At 73.0% G+C, this 19,502-nt stretch carries 17 protein-coding genes; 10 read left to right on the forward strand and 7 right to left on the reverse strand.

Features of this window, described 5'->3' with window-relative positions; translation table 11 throughout:
- Position 1: 1 nt before the first annotated feature.
- The 6 genes from AB0C21_RS17570 to AB0C21_RS17595 all read right to left on the reverse strand — a co-directional run bounded on the left by AB0C21_RS17570 (position 2) and on the right by AB0C21_RS17595 (position 7,293).
- A complete protein-coding gene (locus AB0C21_RS17570; RefSeq protein ID WP_500205188.1) occupies positions 2-874 on the reverse strand; it encodes a cytochrome c biogenesis CcdA family protein in 873 nt (290 codons plus the stop codon).
- Between the two features lie 3 nt (positions 875-877).
- Positions 878-1,426, reverse strand: coding sequence for a TlpA family protein disulfide reductase (locus tag AB0C21_RS17575; protein WP_500205190.1), 549 nt, complete (start codon positions 1,424-1,426; stop codon positions 878-880).
- 174 nt (positions 1,427-1,600) lie between these two features.
- The gene (locus tag AB0C21_RS17580) at positions 1,601-2,338 is read right to left on the reverse strand and encodes an SDR family oxidoreductase (protein WP_500205192.1); all 738 of its coding nucleotides are present in this window, start codon (positions 2,336-2,338) and stop codon (positions 1,601-1,603) included.
- Positions 2,339-2,451: 113 nt separating this feature from the next.
- Positions 2,452-5,262, reverse strand: coding sequence for an ATP-binding protein (locus AB0C21_RS17585; RefSeq protein ID WP_500205194.1), 2,811 nt, complete (start codon positions 5,260-5,262; stop codon positions 2,452-2,454).
- A 153-nt stretch (positions 5,263-5,415) separates the two neighbouring features.
- Entirely contained in the window at positions 5,416-6,423 is a 1,008-nt protein-coding gene (locus AB0C21_RS17590; protein ID WP_500205196.1) for a zinc-dependent alcohol dehydrogenase family protein, read from the reverse strand.
- A gap of 36 nt (positions 6,424-6,459) precedes the next feature.
- Positions 6,460-7,293, reverse strand: coding sequence for an alpha/beta fold hydrolase (locus AB0C21_RS17595; RefSeq protein ID WP_500205198.1), 834 nt, complete (start codon positions 7,291-7,293; stop codon positions 6,460-6,462).
- 300 nt (positions 7,294-7,593) lie between these two features.
- Between AB0C21_RS17595 and AB0C21_RS17600 the strand changes: the two genes are divergently transcribed.
- Positions 7,594-7,905 (forward strand): hypothetical protein, encoded by a 312-nt coding sequence (locus AB0C21_RS17600; RefSeq protein ID WP_500205200.1) that lies wholly within the window; start codon positions 7,594-7,596, stop codon positions 7,903-7,905.
- A gap of 34 nt (positions 7,906-7,939) precedes the next feature.
- Complete coding sequence (locus tag AB0C21_RS17605; RefSeq protein WP_500205202.1) at positions 7,940-8,185, forward strand: DUF2630 family protein; 246 nt, start codon at positions 7,940-7,942, stop codon at positions 8,183-8,185.
- Positions 8,186-8,315: 130 nt separating this feature from the next.
- Here the strand turns inward: AB0C21_RS17605 and AB0C21_RS17610 are convergent, their stop codons facing one another.
- Positions 8,316-9,929: a carboxylesterase/lipase family protein gene (locus AB0C21_RS17610; RefSeq protein WP_500205204.1), complete on the reverse strand. Its 1,614-nt coding sequence runs from the start codon at positions 9,927-9,929 to the stop codon at positions 8,316-8,318.
- Positions 9,930-10,030: 101 nt separating this feature from the next.
- Between AB0C21_RS17610 and AB0C21_RS17615 the strand changes: the two genes are divergently transcribed.
- From AB0C21_RS17615 to AB0C21_RS17650, 8 genes are all read left to right on the forward strand, one after another.
- Positions 10,031-10,681 (forward strand): TetR/AcrR family transcriptional regulator, encoded by a 651-nt coding sequence (locus AB0C21_RS17615; RefSeq protein ID WP_500205206.1) that lies wholly within the window; start codon positions 10,031-10,033, stop codon positions 10,679-10,681.
- Between the two features lie 16 nt (positions 10,682-10,697).
- Positions 10,698-11,942 (forward strand): PucR family transcriptional regulator, encoded by a 1,245-nt coding sequence (locus tag AB0C21_RS17620; RefSeq protein ID WP_500205208.1) that lies wholly within the window; start codon positions 10,698-10,700, stop codon positions 11,940-11,942.
- Positions 11,943-12,346: 404 nt separating this feature from the next.
- Positions 12,347-13,771 (forward strand): amino acid permease, encoded by a 1,425-nt coding sequence (locus AB0C21_RS17625; protein ID WP_500205209.1) that lies wholly within the window; start codon positions 12,347-12,349, stop codon positions 13,769-13,771.
- Positions 13,772-13,785: 14 nt separating this feature from the next.
- A complete protein-coding gene (locus tag AB0C21_RS17630; protein WP_500205211.1) occupies positions 13,786-15,015 on the forward strand; it encodes an arginine deiminase in 1,230 nt (409 codons plus the stop codon).
- On the forward strand, positions 15,012-15,947 hold the full coding sequence (gene argF / locus AB0C21_RS17635; protein ID WP_500205212.1) for an ornithine carbamoyltransferase: 936 nt from the start codon (positions 15,012-15,014) through the stop codon (positions 15,945-15,947). Before AB0C21_RS17630 ends, argF begins: the two co-directional genes overlap by 4 nt.
- Entirely contained in the window at positions 15,944-16,927 is a 984-nt protein-coding gene (locus tag AB0C21_RS17640) for a carbamate kinase (protein WP_500205214.1), read from the forward strand. The genes argF and AB0C21_RS17640 overlap by 4 nt, the downstream gene beginning before the upstream one ends.
- Entirely contained in the window at positions 16,924-18,285 is a 1,362-nt protein-coding gene (locus AB0C21_RS17645) for a dihydrolipoyl dehydrogenase family protein (RefSeq protein WP_500205215.1), read from the forward strand. Before AB0C21_RS17640 ends, AB0C21_RS17645 begins: the two co-directional genes overlap by 4 nt.
- A 297-nt stretch (positions 18,286-18,582) precedes the next feature.
- Positions 18,583-19,437 (forward strand): alpha/beta fold hydrolase, encoded by an 855-nt coding sequence (locus tag AB0C21_RS17650; protein ID WP_500205217.1) that lies wholly within the window; start codon positions 18,583-18,585, stop codon positions 19,435-19,437.
- The last annotated feature ends 65 nt before the right edge of the window (positions 19,438-19,502 follow it).

The raw sequence follows: 19,502 nt of genomic DNA on the forward strand, positions 1-19,502 counted from the left end.
CTCAGCCCGGACGGCCCACCGGTTCCGCCTCCGCGGCCGGTCCGGCCGTCCGGTGGCGCCGCCGCAGCATGCGCGCCGCCGCGGTCCCGGCCGTGACGGCGGCGAAGGCCGCGGCGATCCACCAGACCCCGAGCCGGTCCACCCAGCCCGACAGCGCGCCCTGGATCTCGGCGGCCGCGCCGACGACGGAGGAGCGGGCCGGGGCGCCCGCGAGGACCCGCGCCTCGTACCAGCCGTAGTAGGCGACGTAGAGTCCCGCCACCACCAGGAGGACGCCGCTGGCGCGCGAGACGTGCGGCAGGATCCGGCGGGTGCGCGCCACGGCGGCGTCGCGCGCCAGCGCCACCAGCATCGACAGCAGGCCCACGACCAGTCCCATGCCGACGCCGTAGGCGGCGAACGCCGCCAGCCCCGCGACCACCCCCGTCCCCCCGGACACCAGCCCGGTGACGGCCAGGAACGGTGCGATGGTGCACGACAGCGAGGCGACGGCGTAGGAGACGCCGTACCCGTAGAGCCCCGCGAAGGATCCTGACAGCCCGCCCACGCGGAGCCGCGGCAGCCGGAGCAGGAGCTCCCGCCCGGCCGCGAGCCATGCGCCCAGCGCGACCAGGGCCACGCCCACGACGATGGTGAACCAGGGCAGGTACTGCTGGATCGAGGTCGTGGCCACCGATATCAGCAGCCCGAACGCGCCGAACACGGTGACGAACCCCGCGGTCATCGCGGCCGACAGCCGCAGCGCCCGCCGGACGCCGCCCGCGCCGGGCGCCGCGACCAGCAGCGTCAGGTAGGACGGCAGCAGCGCGAAGCCGCACGGGTTGAACGCCGCCACCGACCCGGCGGCCAGCGCGAGCGAGATCTCCCTCTCCACGGGTCAGCCGAGGAGCGCGTCGACGTGCCGGCGCAGCGCGGCGCCGTCGAGCGGGCCGGAGGCCTTGCTCTTCGTCCCGTCGGGCGCCATGAACACGTACGACGACTGCGTGGTCACCCCGAAGTGGGAGTACATCTCGCCGGTGCGATCGTCCAGCTGGACGAGGTCCCGGGTGCCCGTGCGCGAGACGAACCCCTTCAGCTTGCCCGCGTCCTTCTCCAGGCCGCCGATGCCTACGAAGGAGACCTTGTCCCCGTACTTCGCGGCGGCCTCGGCGACGTCCGGGCCCTCGGCGAGGCAGTTCGGGCACCAGGGCGCCCAGAACCAGAACACCACCGGCCTGCCCGCCAGGCTCGCGCCGTCGAACGGCTTGCCGTCCAGCGTCTCGCCCTCGAAGCGCAACGGTGCGGGAACGCGCTCGCCCGCCGCGCCGGACGCCGCCGCGGACGGGCTCCCGGCCGCCGAACCGCCCGGTTCGGCGGCGGTCGTGGCCCCGCCGCCCCCGCACCCGGCCAGGAGCAACACGGCCCCGACCACGATCAACTTCTTCATGCAGGCCACGCTAACCACAGAACCGCCAGATGCCCCTTACGAACCGATGACGCCCGCCCCATCCTCGCCCTTCAGGAGGGCCGGCGAGATTTGGATGGCGATCCGGAGATGCGTACGGCCGACCATCGCGGCATGTGGGGCGGTGCAGGGGCGGTGTTGTCCCTGATACCTAGGTCAGGTTTGGGCGGTGGGGCGGATGATTAGTTCGTTGACGTCGACGTCAGCCGGCTGGGCGATCGCGTACGCGATGGAGTCGGCGATGGCGGAGGCCGGGATGGCGAGCTGTTCGGCGGCGGCCCGGGCGGCGGCCTGCGCCTCCGGGGCACCGCCGCGGTCGGTGAGTTCCGACTGGGTGAATCCGGGGCTCACGACGGTCACGCGGATGTCCCGGCTTTCCTGCCGCAGCCCCTCCGAGAGCGCCCACACCGCGTACTTGGTGGCGCAGTAGACCGCGGCCGTGGGGTCGACCCGGTGCGCGGACGTCGAGGCGACGTTGACGATGTGACCGGTGCCCCGGGCGCGCATGAGGGGGAGGACGGCGGCGATCCCGTGCAGGGTGCCCCGCAGGTTCACGTCGATCATCTGGTTCCACTCGTCGATGCGCAGGGCCTCCAGCGTCGACAGGGCCATCACGCCGGCGTTGTTGACGAGCACGTCGACGCGGCCGTGCCGGTCGTGGGCGGCCTCGGCGAAGGCGCGGACGCTGCCGAGGCTGGTCACGTCGAGTTCCCGGTCGTCGCACCGGCCGCCGGCGGTGCGGATCTCGTCGGCGAGCGTCTTGAGCCGGTCGAGGCGCCGCGCGCCGAGCACGACGTGGTGGCCGTCCGCCGCAAGCCGGCGGGCGGTCGCCGCGCCGATGCCGCTGCTCGCGCCGGTGATGAGAACGATCTTGCCTTCGGTAGCGGTGTCCATCGGGGCTCCTCGCGGTGTGACCGGTCAGGGAAGACCAGCCTCGGCGGTGGAGCGGCGGCGAACATCGGTCAAACGACTCGATGAAGGCCGGGCGGCGCCGCGCCGTCCAGGCGCTACGGAGAGGCTTGCCCGTCGCTCAGGTCGGTCAGGGCGTCACGGAGGGCGGCGCGGGAGGCGATGCCTAGTTTGGGGAAGACCCTGTAGAGGTGGGCGCCGACGGTCCGGGGGGACAGCGACAGCAGTTCGCCTATCTGCCGGTTGGTCATGCCGGTCGCCGCCAGCTCGGCGATCTGCCGTTCCTGGGGTGTGAGCGCCGCTGCCGGTCCTGCGGCGGACGTGCGCCGCTTCTGGCCGGTGGCGTGCAGCGCGGCCTCGGCTCGCTCGGCCCACGGTGTCGCGCCGAGATCGGAGAACAGCCTTCCCGCGCGTTCCAGGTGAGGACGGGCGGCTCGCATCGCGCGGTCCTTGCGGAGGCGCTCGCCGTAGGCGAGTTCGAGGCGGGCCAGCGGGAACGGCCATCGCGCCGACCCGGGGTCGCAGACGAGCGGCTCGAACAGATCGGGATAGGAGTCGTCGTCCGCCACCAGCGCGGCGGAGGCGTCGCACAGGAAGCGGAGCCGGGGCGAGATGCGGGCCAGGCCGGCCTCCGCGGCGGCGCGGACGTGCGCGCGGGCCTCGTCGGCGTGCCCGCTGCGCACGGCGGCCTCGACGGCGTCCATGACCGTCCAGACCGTGACCTGCTCGTGCGGCGGGAACGTGCCCAGCGGGCAGATCGAGGTGTAGTGGTCGTACGCGTCCTGGTGGCGTCCCTGGGTGAGTGCGGCCAGGCCCTCGATGTTGGACGTGAAGGTGCGCACGGCCATGGCGTTGCGCGGGATCGCCCACTGGTGCATCCGAGCGCGCGCACGGGCGATGTACTCGAAGTCGCCCCGGGCGGCGGCCAGCAGCATCCGCGGGTTCTGCGCTCCCCAGACCAGGATCTCGTAGCCGTGCTCCTGGCAGAGGGCGATGCCCTCGTCGGCCAGGCCGCCCGCCTCCTCCCAGCGCCCTTCGAGGAAGGCGCCGACCGCCAGCATGATCAGGGCTTGGACGGCGAGCGCGACGGCGCCTCCGCTCCCGCCCTCGGTCGCCGCGCGTTCCAGCGCGGCGCGGGGGAACCGGTCGACGTACTGGCCCGCCAGGGCGACCGTGACGGCCCGGATCGCGTTGGTCTCGCCGTCCAGGCCCGCGACCAGCGCGTCCAGTTCGCCCAACTGCTCCGGCGTGGACCGCACCGGATCGCCGAACGTCGCCGCCGCGAGCCTGAACGGTGCGGTGAGCAGCGGCGCCAGCCGGGCGACCGCGTCGTCGAACGGCTTCCACAGCTCCGGGCGCCCGCCGAAGGTGCAGATCATCATGAGGGTGCGCAGCGCCTCTTCCAGCTCGGAGGCGTGCTCCGGGACGGGGTCCGCGTGGTCCAGGGCGCTGACGAGCATCTTGTGCGCGGTGTCGATGTCGCCTTCGCTGTTGAGCAGGTGGGCCGCGGCGGCGTTCGACGCCTGCAGCGTGCTCGTCACCGCCGGATCGGCCGTCCGGGCCCGCTCCAGAAGCGCGCGGGCGCCCGCGAGCGTGCCGGCGAAGTTGGCCCCGATGTAGGCGGCCTGGGCCAGGCTGCGGGCCTTCTCGGACGGGTCGAGGCTCAGGTCGGCGGCGCGCAGCAGCAGCGACACCGCCTGCACCGTGTCACCGCGTTCGAGCGCGGCGTCCGCGACCTCGACGAGCAGGTGGGCGACCCTGTCGTCGGGGCCGAGGGCCGCTTCGGCCAGGTGCAGCGCCCGCACGTCCTGGCCCGCCGCCAGCTGGGCGAGCCGCTGGTGGGCGGCCCTGCGCTCCGGCGCGGTGGCCAGGTCGACGACCGCGGACCTGATGAGCGGATGCGCGAAGAGCAGCCGGTTGGCCCGCCGGTCCACCGAGGCCAGCCCGCTCACCTCGGCGGGGGCCAGGTCGGCCGAGGACCCGGCGACGACCTCCGTCAGGCCCGTGCCGTCCCCGTCGCCGAGCGCGGCGAGCAGCAGCAGCCGCCGGGTGGGCGCGGGCAGCGCCGAGACCCGGCGCTCGAACAGCCACGTCAGCCGGACGCTGAGCGGCAGGGTGGGCGGCAGGAAGTCGGCTCCGCTCTCCTGTGCCGCGGTCAGCGAGCGGGGCAGTTCGATGAGGGCCAGCGGGTTGCCCCCGGCGTCGGCGAGGATGCGGTGCCGGACCGACGAGTGCAGGTTCGGATGGTGGCGGCGCAGCAGGCTGAGGGCGTCGTCGTCGCCCAGGGGCGGCAGCTGCAGTTCCGGGACCGACTCGCGGTCGAAGAAGCTCTCGTGCCCCGTGCGCTGGGACAGCAGCAGGCCGACCTGGAGACCGCCGATCCTGCGGGCCACCAGGTTGAGGACCACGACGCTCGGACGGTCGACCCACTGCAGATCGTCGACCACCAGCACCAGCGGCGCCGTCGAGGACAGGCGGCGCAACCAGTCCAGCAGCGCGCTGGTCAGCGCCAGTCGGCTGGGGGGATCTCCGCGATCGAGTCCCAGCGCGGTCGCCAGCGCGGTGCGGTGGTGCCCGGGCAGCTCCGGCAGAGTGTCCACGACGGGCAGCATGAGCTGGTGGAGCCCGGCGAAGCTCAGCCCGGTCTCGTACTCGGAGCCGGATGCCCGCAGGACGCGGGCGCCCGTCGACTCGGCCTGCCGCGCGGCGGCGTTGAGCAGTTCGGTCTTGCCCATGCCCGGGTCGCCGGTGAGGAGCTGCGCGCCGCCCTCGCGGACTGCGGTGCTCAGGAACGAGGTGAGCGCCGCAGTCTCCGGCGCCCGCCCCACTATGAGGCTCTCTGCCGCGCCACCGCCGGATTCGTGGTCGGCCACGAGCACCCCCGCGTAGTCGGGCCGCAGCCCCGGCATGCGGCTCGAACACGGGCCGAGAGACCGGAAACCTGACCGCCACCAGCGTATTCGAAGTGCCGGGCGGCATGCTCCACGGTCTCCTGCTCGTCGGCACGCCGCCCGCCGCGCGTCACGGGGCGACGGCCCGGACCCGCGGCGGCGGCTCTCCGGCTAGGTGAGGCGGACGACGACCTTGCCGGCCGGGACGCCCTGCGCGACCTCCTTCAGCGCGATGTCGGCGTCCTGCAACCCGTATCCGTCTCCGTGGAGGATCGGACGCAGCGCGCCCTCGGAGGCGAGCGCGGCGGCCGAGGCGAGTATCCGTCCGTGGGCGGCCCTGCCCTCGCCCTCCAGAAGCGGGAGGAGGGTGAACACCCCGGAGTAGCTCGCACCCCGGAAGGAAAGCGGCGCCAGGCTGTGGGTGCCCCAGCCGAGGCTGCTGACGACGTGACCTGTGTAGCGCTTGACCGCTGTGAACGAGCGGTCCAGGTTCGGGCCTCCCAGCGTGTCGAAGACGACGTCGAAGCCCAGCCCGCCCGTGTGCTCGCGCACGTACTCCTCGACCGGCGAGCGTTCGAAGTCGATCGGGACCGCACCGAGCCGGCGCAGGGTAGCGGCCTGAAAGGCGTGCCCCGTCGCCCACACCCGCGCGCCCCTCGCCGCGGCGAGCTGGACCGCCAGGTGCCCCACTCCGCCGGCGCCGCCGTGGACGAGGACCGTGTCCCCGCCGCCCACCCGGGCCCGGTCGACCAGCCCCTCCCAGGCGGTGATGATCGCCAGCGGCGCCGCGGCGGCCTCCTCCATCGTCCACCGGGCCGGCTTGCGCGCCAGCAGCGAGGCGTCCACCGCGGCGTACTCGGCCAGGCTCCCCTGCACCCCGCCGACGCCGCCGATCATCCCGTAGACCTCGTCGCCGACGTCGAAGCCGCTCACCCCCGGCCCGGTGGCGGCGACGACGCCGGAGGCGTCGAGCCCGAGGACCGCCGGCGGGCGCACCCGGGCGTGCGCGGCCTCGCCCGCGGCGATCTTGGTGTCCAGGGGGTTGAGGCCGGCCGCCGCGATCCGGACCAGCACCTCGCCGGGGCCCGGCGAGGGCACCGGCAGTTCGGCGAGCTGGAGCGGCTCGCCGAAGGCGGCCAGGATCTGGGCCCGCATGAAGGGCGGGGACGATGTGCTCATGGTTCGGGTCTCCTCGGTGTCGCGGCTCCGCGGCCGTCAGGCCTTGATGAAGTCGAGGAGGGCGGGGTTGACGACCTCCGGGTGGGTCCAGGCGATGTTGTGCGGGCCGTCCTTGACGGTGACGAACGTCAGTCCGGGGATGAGCGCCGGCAGGCGCGCGGCCGTGGCCTCGTAGGGCAGGATGCGGTCGGAGTCGCCGTGGACGACCAGGGCGGGCACGTCGATCGCCGCGAGGTCGGCGCGGAAGTCGGTGAGCCAGGTGTCCACGCACGCGTGCACGGCGTACGGGCCGGCCTGCAGCGCCATGGCGAAGGCGGCCTGCCAGGCGGGCTCGCTGATCCGGGTCCCGCCGAGGATGTCGACGTTGAAGAAGTCGTCGAGGAAGTCCTTGAAGTAGCCGGGGCGGTCGGCGACGATCGCGGCCTTGATGCCCTCGAACACCTCGCGGTCCACGCCCTCGGGGTTGTCGTCGGCCTTGAGCAGGTACGGCGGGACCGTCGCCAGCAGCGCGACCTTGCCGATGCGGTCGGAGCCGTGGCGGCCGAGGTACCGGACGACCTCGCCGGTCCCCATGGAGAACCCGACCAGGACGACGTCGCGCAGGTCGAGGTGTTCGAGCAGCGCGTGCAGGTCGTCGGCGAAGGTGTCGTAGTCGAACCCGACCGTGGTGCGGCTGGACTCGCCGAACCCCCGGCGGTCGTAGGAGACGACCCGGTGCCCGGCCTCGAGCAGGACGCGCTCCTGCTTGTCCCAGGACCGGCCGTCGAGGGGGAACCCGTGGATGAGGACGACGGGCCGGCCGTCGCCGTGGTCCTCGAAGTGGATCTCGATGTCGTGGCCGTTCTCCTGGCCGACGCTCAGCTTGGTCATGACGTGCCCTCCTGGCCGCTGCGGTTGGTGCGACCAGTCTTCGCGCGGCGGGGACGCCCAGCATCAGTTGGATGACCTAACCGGGACCGGCCGTTGCCCGTAGCCGCCGGTCAGAGGACGGCGCTGCGCACGACGCGCACACGGAACCGGGCGCCGCTGCCGCCCCGACGGGACATGCGGTCATTTGACCGATGTTGGAGCGCGTTCGTGCGGCACACGATGAGCGAGGCCGCTCGGAAGCGCGCTCATCCGGCGCCGGCACTCCGAGGCCACCGCCACGAACAGCGACCAGGAGCAGAGATGACCGAGACGTTGGAAGTGACCACCCTGCGGCCGGCCGACGGTCTCACGTCCGCCGACTTCGTCAAGGCGAACGATGACATCAACGAGTACCTGAAGCGCCGGCCCGGGTTCCTTTGGCGCCGCATTGTCGAGACCGCGGACGGCCGCGTCATCGACATCGTGGCCTACGACAGCCCCGAGCACGCCCGCTCGGGCGCGGCCGGCATCACCGGCGAGATGGCGGGTTCGCCCGTGCACGACACCATCGACCACTCCAGCGTCGACTGGCAGATCACCACCGTGCTCCAGCACGTGCCAGGACCGGCATAAGGCAGCCCGCCCCCTCGGAGTTAGGACCCTGACCATGGACGACACCGGAATCCTGCGCCGGATCTCGGCCCTGATCGAGCGAGAGCACCAGCTGCGCACCGCCCGGGAGAGCGGAGGAGCGACCGGGCACGCCGAGCTGCGCGAGCTCGCCGACGCGGAAATCCAGCTCGACCAGTGCTGGGACCTGCTCCGGCAACGCCGCGCCAAGCGTGAGTTCGGACGCGACCCCGGGCAGGCGGAACCGCGCCCGCCCTCGGTGGTCGAGCACTACTGGCAATGACACCTCCGCAGATCGGCGAGTCACGCTCCCGGCAGGTGCCGGGAGCGTGACGTCGCGCAGGCGGATTCGATGACTCTGGTCGAACCTGCCGCCCTCGAACCGGTAGCCGGGCGGCGCGGGGGCGGTCGGCTCAGCCGGGGAGTGCTGCCCAGAGGTCGCAGTGGTGGTCGCGGGCGAACGTGCCGAACGGTCCCGTTCCCTGGGAGGTAAGGCGCTGTGTCGGTGACGTCCCGGACGTGAGGGCGGGCCAGGCGGGGGTGCCGGAGGTGTTGGGGTCGCCGGTCCTGGCGAACGCCGTCCAGTAGCTCAGCATCTGCCGCGACAGCCGCTGCTGGTCCGGGTTCAGACCGGGCAGCGGCGGGAGGTTCTGGACGGTCCTGAACAGGTAGAACAGCTCGGACGCGTGGTAGTCGCCCAGCGGCATCAGCGGGTCGAGGCCCGACAGGGGCGGGCCGGGGTCGGCGAACTCGTACCGGTAGACCCGCTGCCCGGCGTTGGCCGCCGCCCCCTGGGCGGTGAACAGCGCCGGGCACGCGAACAGACCGTCGGTGGTGAAGTCGGACAGGGCGAGGTCCGCGTTGTCCGCGGAGGCGGGCGGGTAGGCGGCGCGCATCGCGCCGGCGGCCCCGGGTGCGCTGAGCCTGATCGCCTCATCGAGGTCCCCGGCCTTCGCGCGCCGGAGTTTCTGCAGGTGGTAGCCGAAGGCGGTGAAGAGGCGGCCCTCGTTCCCGTTGCTTCCGATGATCAGCGGCACCTTCTGGTAGCGGCCGGCCCTGATCGCCGAAGCGGCGGGTTCCCTGACGACGCGGCCGTCGATGACCGGTGTCCACTCCAGGTTCCGCCCGAACATGCCGGCGAAGTCGCCGACGAACCGGTCCGCGGGCTTGCCGCGCAGGCACGCCACCACCGTCCGCCGATCGGTGCAGCCGAGGGAATCGGCGAATCTCTGGCCGTTGCCGTAGGCCTTCTCCCGGGACACCGGGCCTAGGGGCGTGCCGACGCATCCGCCGCTTTGGGAGATCGCCTTGTCGAACAGCCCCCTCGCCGCAGGGGAGATCAACTGCATGCAGACGCTGTGGCCGCCCGCCGACTCGCCGAAGACGGTGACGTTGCGGGGGTCGCCGCCGAAGGCGCCGATGTTGGCGCGCACCCACCGCAGCGCCGCCTGCTGGTCGAGGAGCCCGTGGTTCCCGGTGGTGCCGGACTCGCGGGCCAGGCCGGGCAGCGCCATGAAGCCGAGCGGCCCGAGGCGGTAGTTCATCGACACGACGACGGCCCGGCCCGCGGCGACGAGCGGGGCCGGGTCGTAGCCCGCGCCGGAGCCGAGGATGTAGGCGCCGCCGTGGATCCACACCAGCACCGGCAGATGGCGCGATTCGGCGGCGGGCGGTGTGTGGACGTTGAGGTAGAGGCAGTCCTCGCTCGTCCTGCCCAGCGGTACCGGTTGCGGGCACAGCGCGGGCTCGCGGGTGGCGTCCCGGACACCCGCCCACGCCCCGGGCGGCTGCGGCGGCCTGAACCGCCGGGCGCCCGTCGGCGGCGCCGCGTACGGGATGCCGAAGAAGGTCCGGCCGGCGGTATCGGCCTTGCCGCGCACCGTGCCGTCCGCGACGTGGACCAGCTCCCCCTTGCCCCGGTCCAGGGCGGACGCGGCCGCCGGGTTCATGGCCGCCACCGTCCCGAGCAGCAGAAGGGACACGATCGCAGGGACGATTCTCGGGCGCCGGCGGCGGGGGAGTTCCATCACCACACTCCTGATCGACGGGTCCGCCGACCTTAGGCACCGTCCCTGACCGGTGACCACGCCCCAATCCAAGAATCGAAGGCGCCCGCACTGTCACAAGCGTGACAACGACCCCGTCGCAGCAGGGCCCTTGCCCGATCGAGGCCGTGGCCGGGGCGGGACGGTTACGACGTTCGCGCTCCGCGCTCATCCGGGCGGCGATCGCCCTGGTGTCCGAGAGGGGGACGGCGGCGGTGCCGCTGTCCGACATCGCCGAGGCGGCGGACGTGAGCCGGCAGGTGGTGTACCAGCAGTTCGGCAACCGCGACAGCCTCCTGCTGGAGGCCGCGCTCGACCTCGCCCGGCGGGAGCTGCTGCCCGGTCTCGGCGAGCTTGCCGACATCTCGGACGTACGGGTCCCGGTGCTGGCGGTGGCCGGGCATTTCGCCGACCATCGGCCGTTCTACCGCGCGGTCCTGACCGGGTCCTCCGGGTTCGGCCTCAACAAGGCGCTGACCGGCTTCTTCATCCCGTACAACCGGCACATCGTGCGATTGCTGGGCGGCGGGCGCCTCGGCCCCCAGGAGGCGGAGGACCTCGCCGCCTTCCTCACCGGCGGCTGGGCCGCCCTGATCAACGACTGGATCGCGGACGGCGACGACCCCCTCGACCCCGCGCGCTTCACCGACCGGCTCGTACGGATGGTGTCCGCCGCCATCGATGTGATCGCAGGGCCCTGTACCGGCCGCCAGGACGAGCGGCCGGGCGGGTGAACGCGAGCAGGCGCAAATGAGCCGGTTCTTCAGCGCGGCTTCGACACCAGCACCGTCCTCCTCGCCTGTGGAGTGCGCCCTCGGCGGCCGGGAGTTCGCTCAGTACCTCCGGGTGCACCTGCCCGACCTGCCGGAAAGAGTCACGGAGGACGTCTGGCGAGCGTTGCCCGTGATCGCCCGCGCCTACGGGCATGAGGCCATGCCCGTCATCGACCAGGAACTGCGCACGTTCGTCAGGGGCCTCTCGGACCTGACGGGACCGCCTGAAGAGCAGGCGAGGACGCATCGTGCGCTGGGGCGCAGCGCCTACCTGCACGGCATCGGCCCGGACCTGCTGCAAAGTGCCTACCACGCGGGCGCGCGCTTCGCCTGGCGCCGCCTGGCCGACGTCGCCCGGACGGTCGGCGCGACCGCCGACCAGCTGTACGGCCTGACCGAATCGGTTCTCGCCACCGCCGAAGAACTGTCGGCCCATGCACTCGCCGCCTACACCGACCTGTCGCACCCTGACGCCGACGTCCTGCGCGGCGAGCGTCGGCGCCTCCTGCGGGTCATCCTGGCCGGGAACGGCGCCGTCACCCCCGAGGTCCTCGTCCAGGCGGCACGCACCGCGCAGTGGACCATCCCAGGGTCGGTCGCCTGCGTCGTCCTCGACCGGCCATGGGAAGCCGAGCGGCAGCTCTCCCCGCCGCTCGGTCCCGACGTGCTCAGCGACCTGCACCGTCCCGAACCACTCCTGATCCTGCCCGGGCCGGACCGGCCGGGCCGCATCGACCGGCTCCGCCGGGGACTGCGCGGCACGCGGTTCGCCGTCGGCACCCAGGTTCCCGTGCAGGAGGCGGCGCAGTCGCTCCGTACCGCCGAACGCGCCCTCGCGCTCCTTCGCAACGGGACCTTCTCCGACCTCGACCACGTCCGCTGCGACGACCATCTGCCCGCGTTGCTCCTGCTCAGCGACGAGCACCTGGCACGGCAACTGGTGGGACGCCGCTTGGCCGCGATGGACGAGCTCGAACGCGAACCGCGCGAACGGCTCACCGAGACCCTCCTCGCCTGGCTGACCACGGGATCGCACGCACAGGCCGCCGTCCGGCTCCGCCTCCATCCCCAGACCGTCCGCTACCGGATGCGTCGGCTGGAGGAACTGTTCGGGCGGCGACTCCACGACCCCGCATGGCGGTTCGAGATGGAACTCGCCATCCGCGCCCATCGGTTGCTCTCGCGCTCCGGCGAAGACCCGCGCGGTGGCACGGCGCTCTGACCTCACCCCTGCGTAAGCGTTCCGTCACATTAGGAAACTACCGCGCGGTGGACGGCGGGCGCAGCCGCCGTCCGAGCGTGAGCCCGGCCGCCCGGGCGGCTCCGTCCTTTCGCATGCCCGCGAAAAACCGGCGGCAGAACAATTCCTTCACGTAGGCGGACGAGGTCGCTAACTGTCGTCCGCCGATCTCATGCATTCGTGTCATGCCCCAGTTCGGCTGCCAGGAGATGGTGAAGGGGTGCTATCGACCCCATCACTTTGAAGGCGCGAATGAGCATGCATCGTGAAGGACAAGACCAGACGGGTTCCCCCAAGCGGGCCGCCGTCGCATTCATCGAAATGCGTCCGCGCGGGCCGTTGACCGAGGGGAGCCGCGGCGCCTCGCCGCGCCGGAGGAGGCAGTCATGAGTGTTCAGCCGGCCCGCCGGAGGCTGGGACCGTGGATGGCCACGGCCCTGGTGGTGGGCAACATGATCGGGTCCGGTGTGTTCCTGCTGCCCAGCTCGCTGGCCGAGTTCGGGCCGATCAGCCTGGTCGCGTGGGGGTTCACGGCGGCGGGGGCGATCCTGCTGGCGCTGGTGTTCGCGCGCCTGGCCCGGGCCTACCCGCGCACGGGTGGTCCTTACGCTTACGCGCGCCGCGCGTTCGGCGACTTCGTCGGCTTCCAGACCGCGTGGGGCTACTGGATCGCGGTGTGGGCGGGGAACGCGGCGATCGCGGTGGCGTTCGTCGGCTACATGGCCCACTTCTGGCCCTCGCTGGCCGATGACAAGGTCCTGGCGGCGGCGACCGGCCTCGCGGCGATCTGGGGGCTGACGGCCGTCAACGCCTACGGGGTCCGCCATGGCGGGGCCGTCCAGCTCGTCACCACCGTCATCAAACTCGTCCCGCTGCTGCTGATCGCCGTCGGCGGGCTGTTCTTCATCAAGTCGGGGAACTTCGGGGAGTTCAACGCCAGCGGGCAGGGCGCTTTCGGTGCGGTGACGGCCGCGGCGGCGCTCACCCTGTGGTCGTTCATCGGTCTTGAGTCGGCGACGGTGCCGGCCGAGGACGTACAGGACCCGCAGAAGACCATTCCCCGCGCGACCGTCGCCGGGACCGCCCTCACCGCCCTGGTCTACATCCTCGGCACCGTCGCCGTCCTCGGCCTCGTCCCCGCCGCCGCGCTGGCGAACTCCACCGCGCCGTTCGCCGACGCCGCCGACGCCGCGTTCGGGGGATGGGCCGCCGACCTGGTGGCCGGGGGCGCGGCGATCAGCGCGTTCGGCGCCCTGAACGGGTGGATCCTGCTGCAGGGCCAGATCCCGTTCGCGGCGGCGCGCGACGGGCTGTTCCCCCGGGTGTTCGCGCGCACCGGGCGCGGCGGCGTCCCGATCGTCGGCCTGGTGGTCTCCAGCGTCCTGGTGACCGGGCTGATGCTGATGAACTACAACGCGAGCCTGGTCGACCAGTTCACCTTCATCATCCTGCTGGCCACCCTGACCACCGTGATCCCGTACGCCTACGCGGCGGTCGCCGAGCTGGTGCTGCTGGCCACCGACCGCGTGGCGTTCTCCGGCGGGCGGTTGGCGCGGGACGCGGTCATCGCGCTGCTGGCGTTCGGCTACTCGGTCTGGGCGGTCGCCGGGTCCGGCTACGAGGTCGTCTACAAGGGCACGCTGCTGATCCTCGCGGGGATGCCCGTCTACGCCTGGCTGAAGTACCGCGACCACCATGCCCACGACCAGGTCGTGGAGGCCGAGGTCGAAGAGGCGGTGGAGGAGGCGGAGGAGTACGGCCCGCCGCCCGGCCTCCCCGACAAGCCCGAACCGCCCGTCCAGGTCGCATGAAGGGACCGACTCCTGTGTTCACCGTCACCTCTGAGGTGGGGCGGCTGCGGCAGGTCCTGCTGCACCGCCCCGACCTGGAACTGCTGCGCCTCACCCCGGCCAACAAGGACGACCTGCTCTTCGACGAGGTCCTGTGGGCCAAGCGCGCCCGGCAGGAGCACGACGTGTTCGCCGACACCCTCCGCGAGCGCGGCGTCCAGGTCCACTACCTCGCCGACCTGCTCGCCGAGACCCTCAAGCTGGACCAGGCCCGGGCCCAGGTCCTCGACCACACCGCGTCCGAGGCCGCCCTCGGCCCGACCCTCGCCGGGCCCGTCCGCGCCGCGCTGGAGGACCTCGACCCCGCCGCCCTCGCCCGCCACCTCATCGGCGGACTCACGAAGGCCGAGATGGGCCTGGCCGCGCACAGCCTGCTGCTGGCGTCCCTGGACGACGGCGACTTCGTGCTGCCGCCCCTGCCCAACCACCTGTTCACCCGCGACCCCTCCGCCTGGATCCACGGCGGCGTCACCCTGCACCCCATGGCCAAACCGGCGCGGCGCCGCGAGACCCTCCACCTCAGCACCGTCTACCGGCACCACCCCTTGTTCACCGACCGGGAGCCCCCGGTCTGGTACCCCGGCGCGGACTTCGCGCTGCCCTCGATCGAGGGCGGCGACATCCACGTCCTCAGCCGGGACCTGGTCCTGGTCGGGATGAGCGAGCGGACGACGCCGCAGGCCATCGAGCTGCTCGCCCAGCGGCTGTTCACCGCGGGCGCGGCCCGCGGCGTCATCGCGGCGCAACTCCCCAAGCGGCGGGCGTTCATGCACCTGGACACCGTGATGACCATGGTCGACCGGGACGCCTTCACCGTCTACCGCGGGCTGCCGCCGCTGCGGTCCTACACCCTCACACCCGGCCACCACGGCGACGAGGTCCTGGTCCAGGAGAACGAGGCGCTGTTCCCCGCGATCGCCCGCGCCCTCGACCTGCCCCGAGTCCGCGTCCTGACCGCCGAGCAGGACGTCCGCGCCGCCGAACGCGAGCAGTGGGACGACGGCGACAACGTCCTGGCCGTTGAGCCCGGCGTCGTCATCGCCTACGAGCGCAACATCACCACCAACACCATGCTCCGCCACCAGGGCATCGAGGTCGTCACCATCCCCGGCGGCGAACTCGGCCGCGGCCGCGGCGGCCCCCGCTGCATGAGCTGCCCCCTCCAGCGCGACGAAGCGATCCCCACCGGCGAGGTGACACCGTGAAAGACCTGCTGCGCGCCGCCGACCTGACCGGCGACGACCTGACCCTCCTGCTGCGGCTGGCCGCCGGTTTCCAGACGGCGCCCGAATCGGCGCCCGACCTGCTCGCCCACCGCATCGTGCCGATGTACTTCGCCAAGCCCTCCACCCGGACCCGGCTCTCGACCGCCGCCGCGGTGACCCGCCTCGGCGGCACCCCCGTCAGCGTCGGCCCCGACGAACTCCAGCTCCGGCGCGGCGAGACCATCCCCGACACCGCCCGCGTCATGGGCTCCTACGCCGCCGCCATCGTGATCCGCACCTTCTCCGACACCGACGTCGCCGACCTGGCCGCGGCGGCGCCCGTCCCGGTGGTCAACGCCCTGACCGACGGCCACCACCCCCTCCAGGCCGTCGCCGACCTGCTCACCGTCCAGGAGCACTTCGGACGCCTGCGCGGCCGCCGCATCGCCTACGTCGGAGACGGCGGCAACGTCGCCCGCAGCCTCATGGAGGCCGCGGCCATCGCCGGCATGGACGTCACCGTCGCGACGCCCCCGGGCTACGCGCCGCCGGACGAGGCCGTCGCGTTCGCCGCCGCCCAGGCCGACCGAAGCGGCGGAGCCGTCACGCTCACCAACGAGCCCATCGAAGCGGTCAAGAACGCGAGCGTCGTCTACACCGACGTCTGGGTGTCCATGGGGGATCCCGACGACCAGCGGGAAGGCCGCGTCAGGGCGCTCGCGCCGTACCGGGTGGACGAGCGGCTCATGGGCCACGCCCGCGACGACGCCGTCTTCATGCACTGCCTGCCCGCCCACCGAGGCCAGGAGGTCGCCGCAGAGGTCATCGACGGCGAACGCTCGCTGGTCTTCCGGCAGGCCGCCAACCGGCTCCCCGCCACGCAGGCGGTGCTGAGCGCGCTGCTCACCGAGCGGCTGGAGGGACGGCGGTGAGGATCGTCGCCGCACTCGGCGGCAACGCGCTGCTGCGCCGCGGCGAGCCGCCGGAAGCGGCCGTGCAGGTCGCCCACGTCCGCGAGGCCGTCGAGGGGCTGGCCGCGCTGGCGGCCGGCAACGAGCTGATCATCACCCACGGCAACGGCCCGCAGGTCGGGCTGCTGGCCGTGGAGAGCGCCGCCGACCCCGCGCTGTCGGCCCCGTACCCGCTCGACGTGCTCGGCGCCGAGACGCAGGGCATGATCGGCTACTGGCTGGTCCGCGAGCTGCGCCGCGCCCTGCCCGACCGCGAGATCGCCGCCCTCCTCACCGAGACCGCGGTCGACCCCCGCGACCCCGCGTTCGGCGCCCCGACCAAGTTCATCGGCCGCTCCTACGGCGACTCGGAGGCCGAGCGGATGCGCGCCGAGCACGGGTGGGCCATGCGCAAGGACGGCGCCGCCTGGCGCCGCGTCGTCCCGTCCCCCGAGCCGCGCGACATCGTCGAACTGCCGACCATCGCCAGGCTCACCGACGCGGGCTGCCTGGTCGTCGCCGTCGGCGGAGGCGGCGTTCCCACCGGGGGAGACCACCGCGGCATCGAGGCCGTGGTGGACAAGGACCTGGCCGCGGCGCTGCTCGCGACGAGGCTGGGGGCCGACGCGCTGCTGCTCCTCACCGACGTTCCCGCGATCATGCGTGACCACGGCACCCCGCACGCCCGGCCCATCGGCCACATCACGCCCGGCCTGCTGCGGCGCCTGCCGCTGCCGGCCGGCTCGATGGGCCCGAAGGCGGAGGCGGCGTGCCGCTTCGCCGAGCACCGCCCCGGCGCCGTCGCCGTGGTCGGCGCGCTCGCCGACGCGCCCGCGCTCCTGTCCGGAGCCGCAGGCACACGAATCGAGAACCGTCACCCGAGTCCGAGGAGCACGGCGTCCCCGGGCCCGGGCGCCGACGGCCGGCGGCAAGGCCGGGCAACGGAGAGGAGAACGGCATGAGCGACAAGGCCGACGTGGTCGTGGTGGGGCTGGGGCCGGGCGGCGAGTACGCCGCGGGCGCGCTGGCCGAAGCGGGCCTGGACGTGGTGGGGGTGGAGGCGGAACTCGTCGGGGGCGAATGCCCGTACTGGGGATGCGTCCCCAGCAAGACGATGATCCGCGCCGGGAACGCCATCGCGGAGGCCGGCCGCGTCGGCCGCCTCGCCGGCGAGGCCAAGGTGGTCCCCGACTGGGGCAAGGTCGCCGACCGCGTCCGGTCGGAGGCCACCGGCGGCTGGAACGACCAGCCGGCCGCCGACCGCCTGGCGGCCAAGGGCGTGCGGCTGGTCCGGGAAAGGGGCCGGCTCGCGGGCGTGCGCAGGGTGACCACGGGGGACCGCACGTTCGAGGCCGCGCGCGGCGTCGTCCTCGCCACCGGCTCCCGTCCCCGCATCCCCCCGATCCCGGGCCTGGAGACGACGCCGTACTGGACGAACCGGGACGCCATCGCGGCCGATGAGGTGCCCGCCTCGATGCTCGTGCTCGGCGGCGGCGCGATCGGCGTCGAGCTCGCCCAGGTGTTCGCGCGCTTCGGCTGCACGGTCACCGTCCTGGAAGGCCAGGAGCGGCTGCTCTCGCAGGAGGAGCCGGAATCGGGAGACCTGGCGGCGCAGGCGCTGCGGGCCGACGGTGTCATCGTGCGCACCCGCACCCGGGCCGTCCAGATCGAGTACGACGGCACGACCTTCGAGGCGCTCCTCGAAGGCGGTCTGGAGCCGATCCGAGCCGAACGCCTCCTGGTCGCGACGGGCCGGGTCACGGACCTGGCCGCGCTGGCGGTCGACACCGTGGGGATCGATCCCGCCGCGCGGGCGGTGCGCACCGACGGGCAGCTGCGGGCCGGGGAAGGGCTGTGGGCGGTCGGCGACGTCACCGGTCGCGGCGCCTTCACCCACGTCTCGATGTACCAGGCGCGGATCGCCGTCCGCGACATCCTGGGGACCCCCGGACCCGACGCGGACTACCGGGCGCTGCCCCGCGTCACCTTCACCGACCCGGAGATCGGGGCCGTGGGACTGACGGAGCGGCAGGCGCGCGACCGGGGCCTGCGGGTGCGCACCGGCTCGGTCCCGATCGCCTCGTCCGCGCGCGGCATGATCCACGGACCCGGCAACGAGGGGTTCGTCAAGCTCGTCGAGGACGCCGACCGCGGCGTCCTGGTCGGCGCCACCTCCGCCGGCCCCACGGGCGGCGAGGTGCTGTACGGGCTGAACGTCGCCGTCCACACCGAGGTCCCCACCGACCGCCTCAAGCACATGATCTACACCTATCCGACCTTCCACCGGGCCGTGGAGGCGGCGCTGGACGCCCTCCGCTGATCCCCGCGCCGTGGCGGCGACCCGTGACCGCACCGGGCCGCCGCCACGGGACCACGACCGATCCCCTCAAGGAGCCCCTCGGCCCTCACCCCGGCCGTGTGCGGGCTCCTTTTTGCGGGTTTCTTGCTGACAAATGGGTTCACGCGAGAAGTGTCACAGAACAGAGGGGTGTCCGGTCATATATATGGATCGCCCACCAGGTGCTCGCCTCCGGCGCGGGATTCCGTCATGGCGCGGAGAGAAATGTTCTTCGCCATTCCGGGCCTGGTGGCCGTCCGAAGCAGAATGGAGAGAACCATGACCAGTCCGCCCACCCACTCGGCTTTCAGTATCAGAAGGCGCCCCTACACGACCGTGATCGTTCTTGCCGCGGTGGCGCTCGTCCTGGCGAGCCTCAGCCCGGCGTCGAGCGCCTTCTCCCAGGAACGCCGCTCGGCGAAGCCGACGATCGTGCTCGTCCACGGAGCCTGGGCCGACGCCTCGAACTGGAGCAAGGTCATCCCCAGGCTCCAGGGCGACGGGTACACGGTCGTCGCGCCGGCCAACCCGCTGCGATCGCTGTCCGGCGACGCCGCGTACCTGAGGGCCTTCCTGGAGTCGCTGCGGGGCCCGATCGTCCTGGTCGGGCACTCCTACGGAGGTGCGGTGATCACCAACGCGGCCACGGGGAACCCGAACGTCAAGGCGCTCGTCTACGTCAACGCCTTCGCGCCGGACGAGGGCGAGAGCGGGACGGCGCTCGCCGGGCCGGACTCCGCACTCTCGGTCCCCGACCCCACCACGGTGTTCGACTTCGTGCCCGCCACCCTTCCGCCCACCGCGACGACCGACCTCTACCTCAAGAAGTCGACCGTCTTCACCTCGTTCGCGACCGGCCTGAGCGCGCAGGACAAGGCGCTCGTGGCGGCCACCCAGCGGCCGGCCACGCTCGGCGCGCTGAACGAGCCGTCCGGGGCCCCCGCCTGGAAGCAGATCCCGTCCTGGTACCTCATCGGCACCCAGGACCTGATCATCCCGCCCGGTGCCGAACGGGCCATGGCCAAGCGGGCCGGCTCCACCGTCACCGAGTACGACGCCGGGCATCTCGGTCTGCTCTCGGCCCCCAGGACCGTCACGCAGGGGATCGAGCGGGCCGCGAGGGCCGTCCAGTAGGAGCCGCCTCGGCCGGCCATGAGCAACGGCCGTCCGGTTCCGGGTCCCGTCGGACCCGGGACCGG

Source organism: Spirillospora sp. NPDC049024 (assembly GCF_040649235.1).
Lineage (GTDB): Bacteria > Actinomycetota > Actinomycetes > Streptosporangiales > Streptosporangiaceae > Spirillospora.

What these genes read in the sequence shown, in the direction of transcription:
- AB0C21_RS17590 (WP_500205196.1), bottom strand. Translation starts at nt 6,423, where the DNA reads ATGAGCACATCGTCCCCGCCCTTCATGCGGGCCCAGATCCTGGCCGCC.
- AB0C21_RS17650 (WP_500205217.1), top strand. Translation starts at nt 18,583, where the DNA reads ATGACCAGTCCGCCCACCCACTCGGCTTTCAGTATCAGAAGGCGCCCC.
- AB0C21_RS17585 (WP_500205194.1), bottom strand. Translation starts at nt 5,262, where the DNA reads ATGCCGGGGCTGCGGCCCGACTACGCGGGGGTGCTCGTGGCCGACCAC.
- AB0C21_RS17600 (WP_500205200.1), top strand. Translation starts at nt 7,594, where the DNA reads ATGACCGAGACGTTGGAAGTGACCACCCTGCGGCCGGCCGACGGTCTC.
- AB0C21_RS17575 (WP_500205190.1), bottom strand. Translation starts at nt 1,426, where the DNA reads ATGAAGAAGTTGATCGTGGTCGGGGCCGTGTTGCTCCTGGCCGGGTGC.
- AB0C21_RS17625 (WP_500205209.1), top strand. Translation starts at nt 12,347, where the DNA reads ATGAGTGTTCAGCCGGCCCGCCGGAGGCTGGGACCGTGGATGGCCACG.
- AB0C21_RS17620 (WP_500205208.1), top strand. Translation starts at nt 10,698, where the DNA reads ATGAGCCGGTTCTTCAGCGCGGCTTCGACACCAGCACCGTCCTCCTCG.
- AB0C21_RS17610 (WP_500205204.1), bottom strand. Translation starts at nt 9,929, where the DNA reads ATGGAACTCCCCCGCCGCCGGCGCCCGAGAATCGTCCCTGCGATCGTG.
- AB0C21_RS17595 (WP_500205198.1), bottom strand. Translation starts at nt 7,293, where the DNA reads ATGACCAAGCTGAGCGTCGGCCAGGAGAACGGCCACGACATCGAGATC.
- AB0C21_RS17605 (WP_500205202.1), top strand. Translation starts at nt 7,940, where the DNA reads ATGGACGACACCGGAATCCTGCGCCGGATCTCGGCCCTGATCGAGCGA.
- AB0C21_RS17580 (WP_500205192.1), bottom strand. Translation starts at nt 2,338, where the DNA reads ATGGACACCGCTACCGAAGGCAAGATCGTTCTCATCACCGGCGCGAGC.
- AB0C21_RS17645 (WP_500205215.1), top strand. Translation starts at nt 16,924, where the DNA reads ATGAGCGACAAGGCCGACGTGGTCGTGGTGGGGCTGGGGCCGGGCGGC.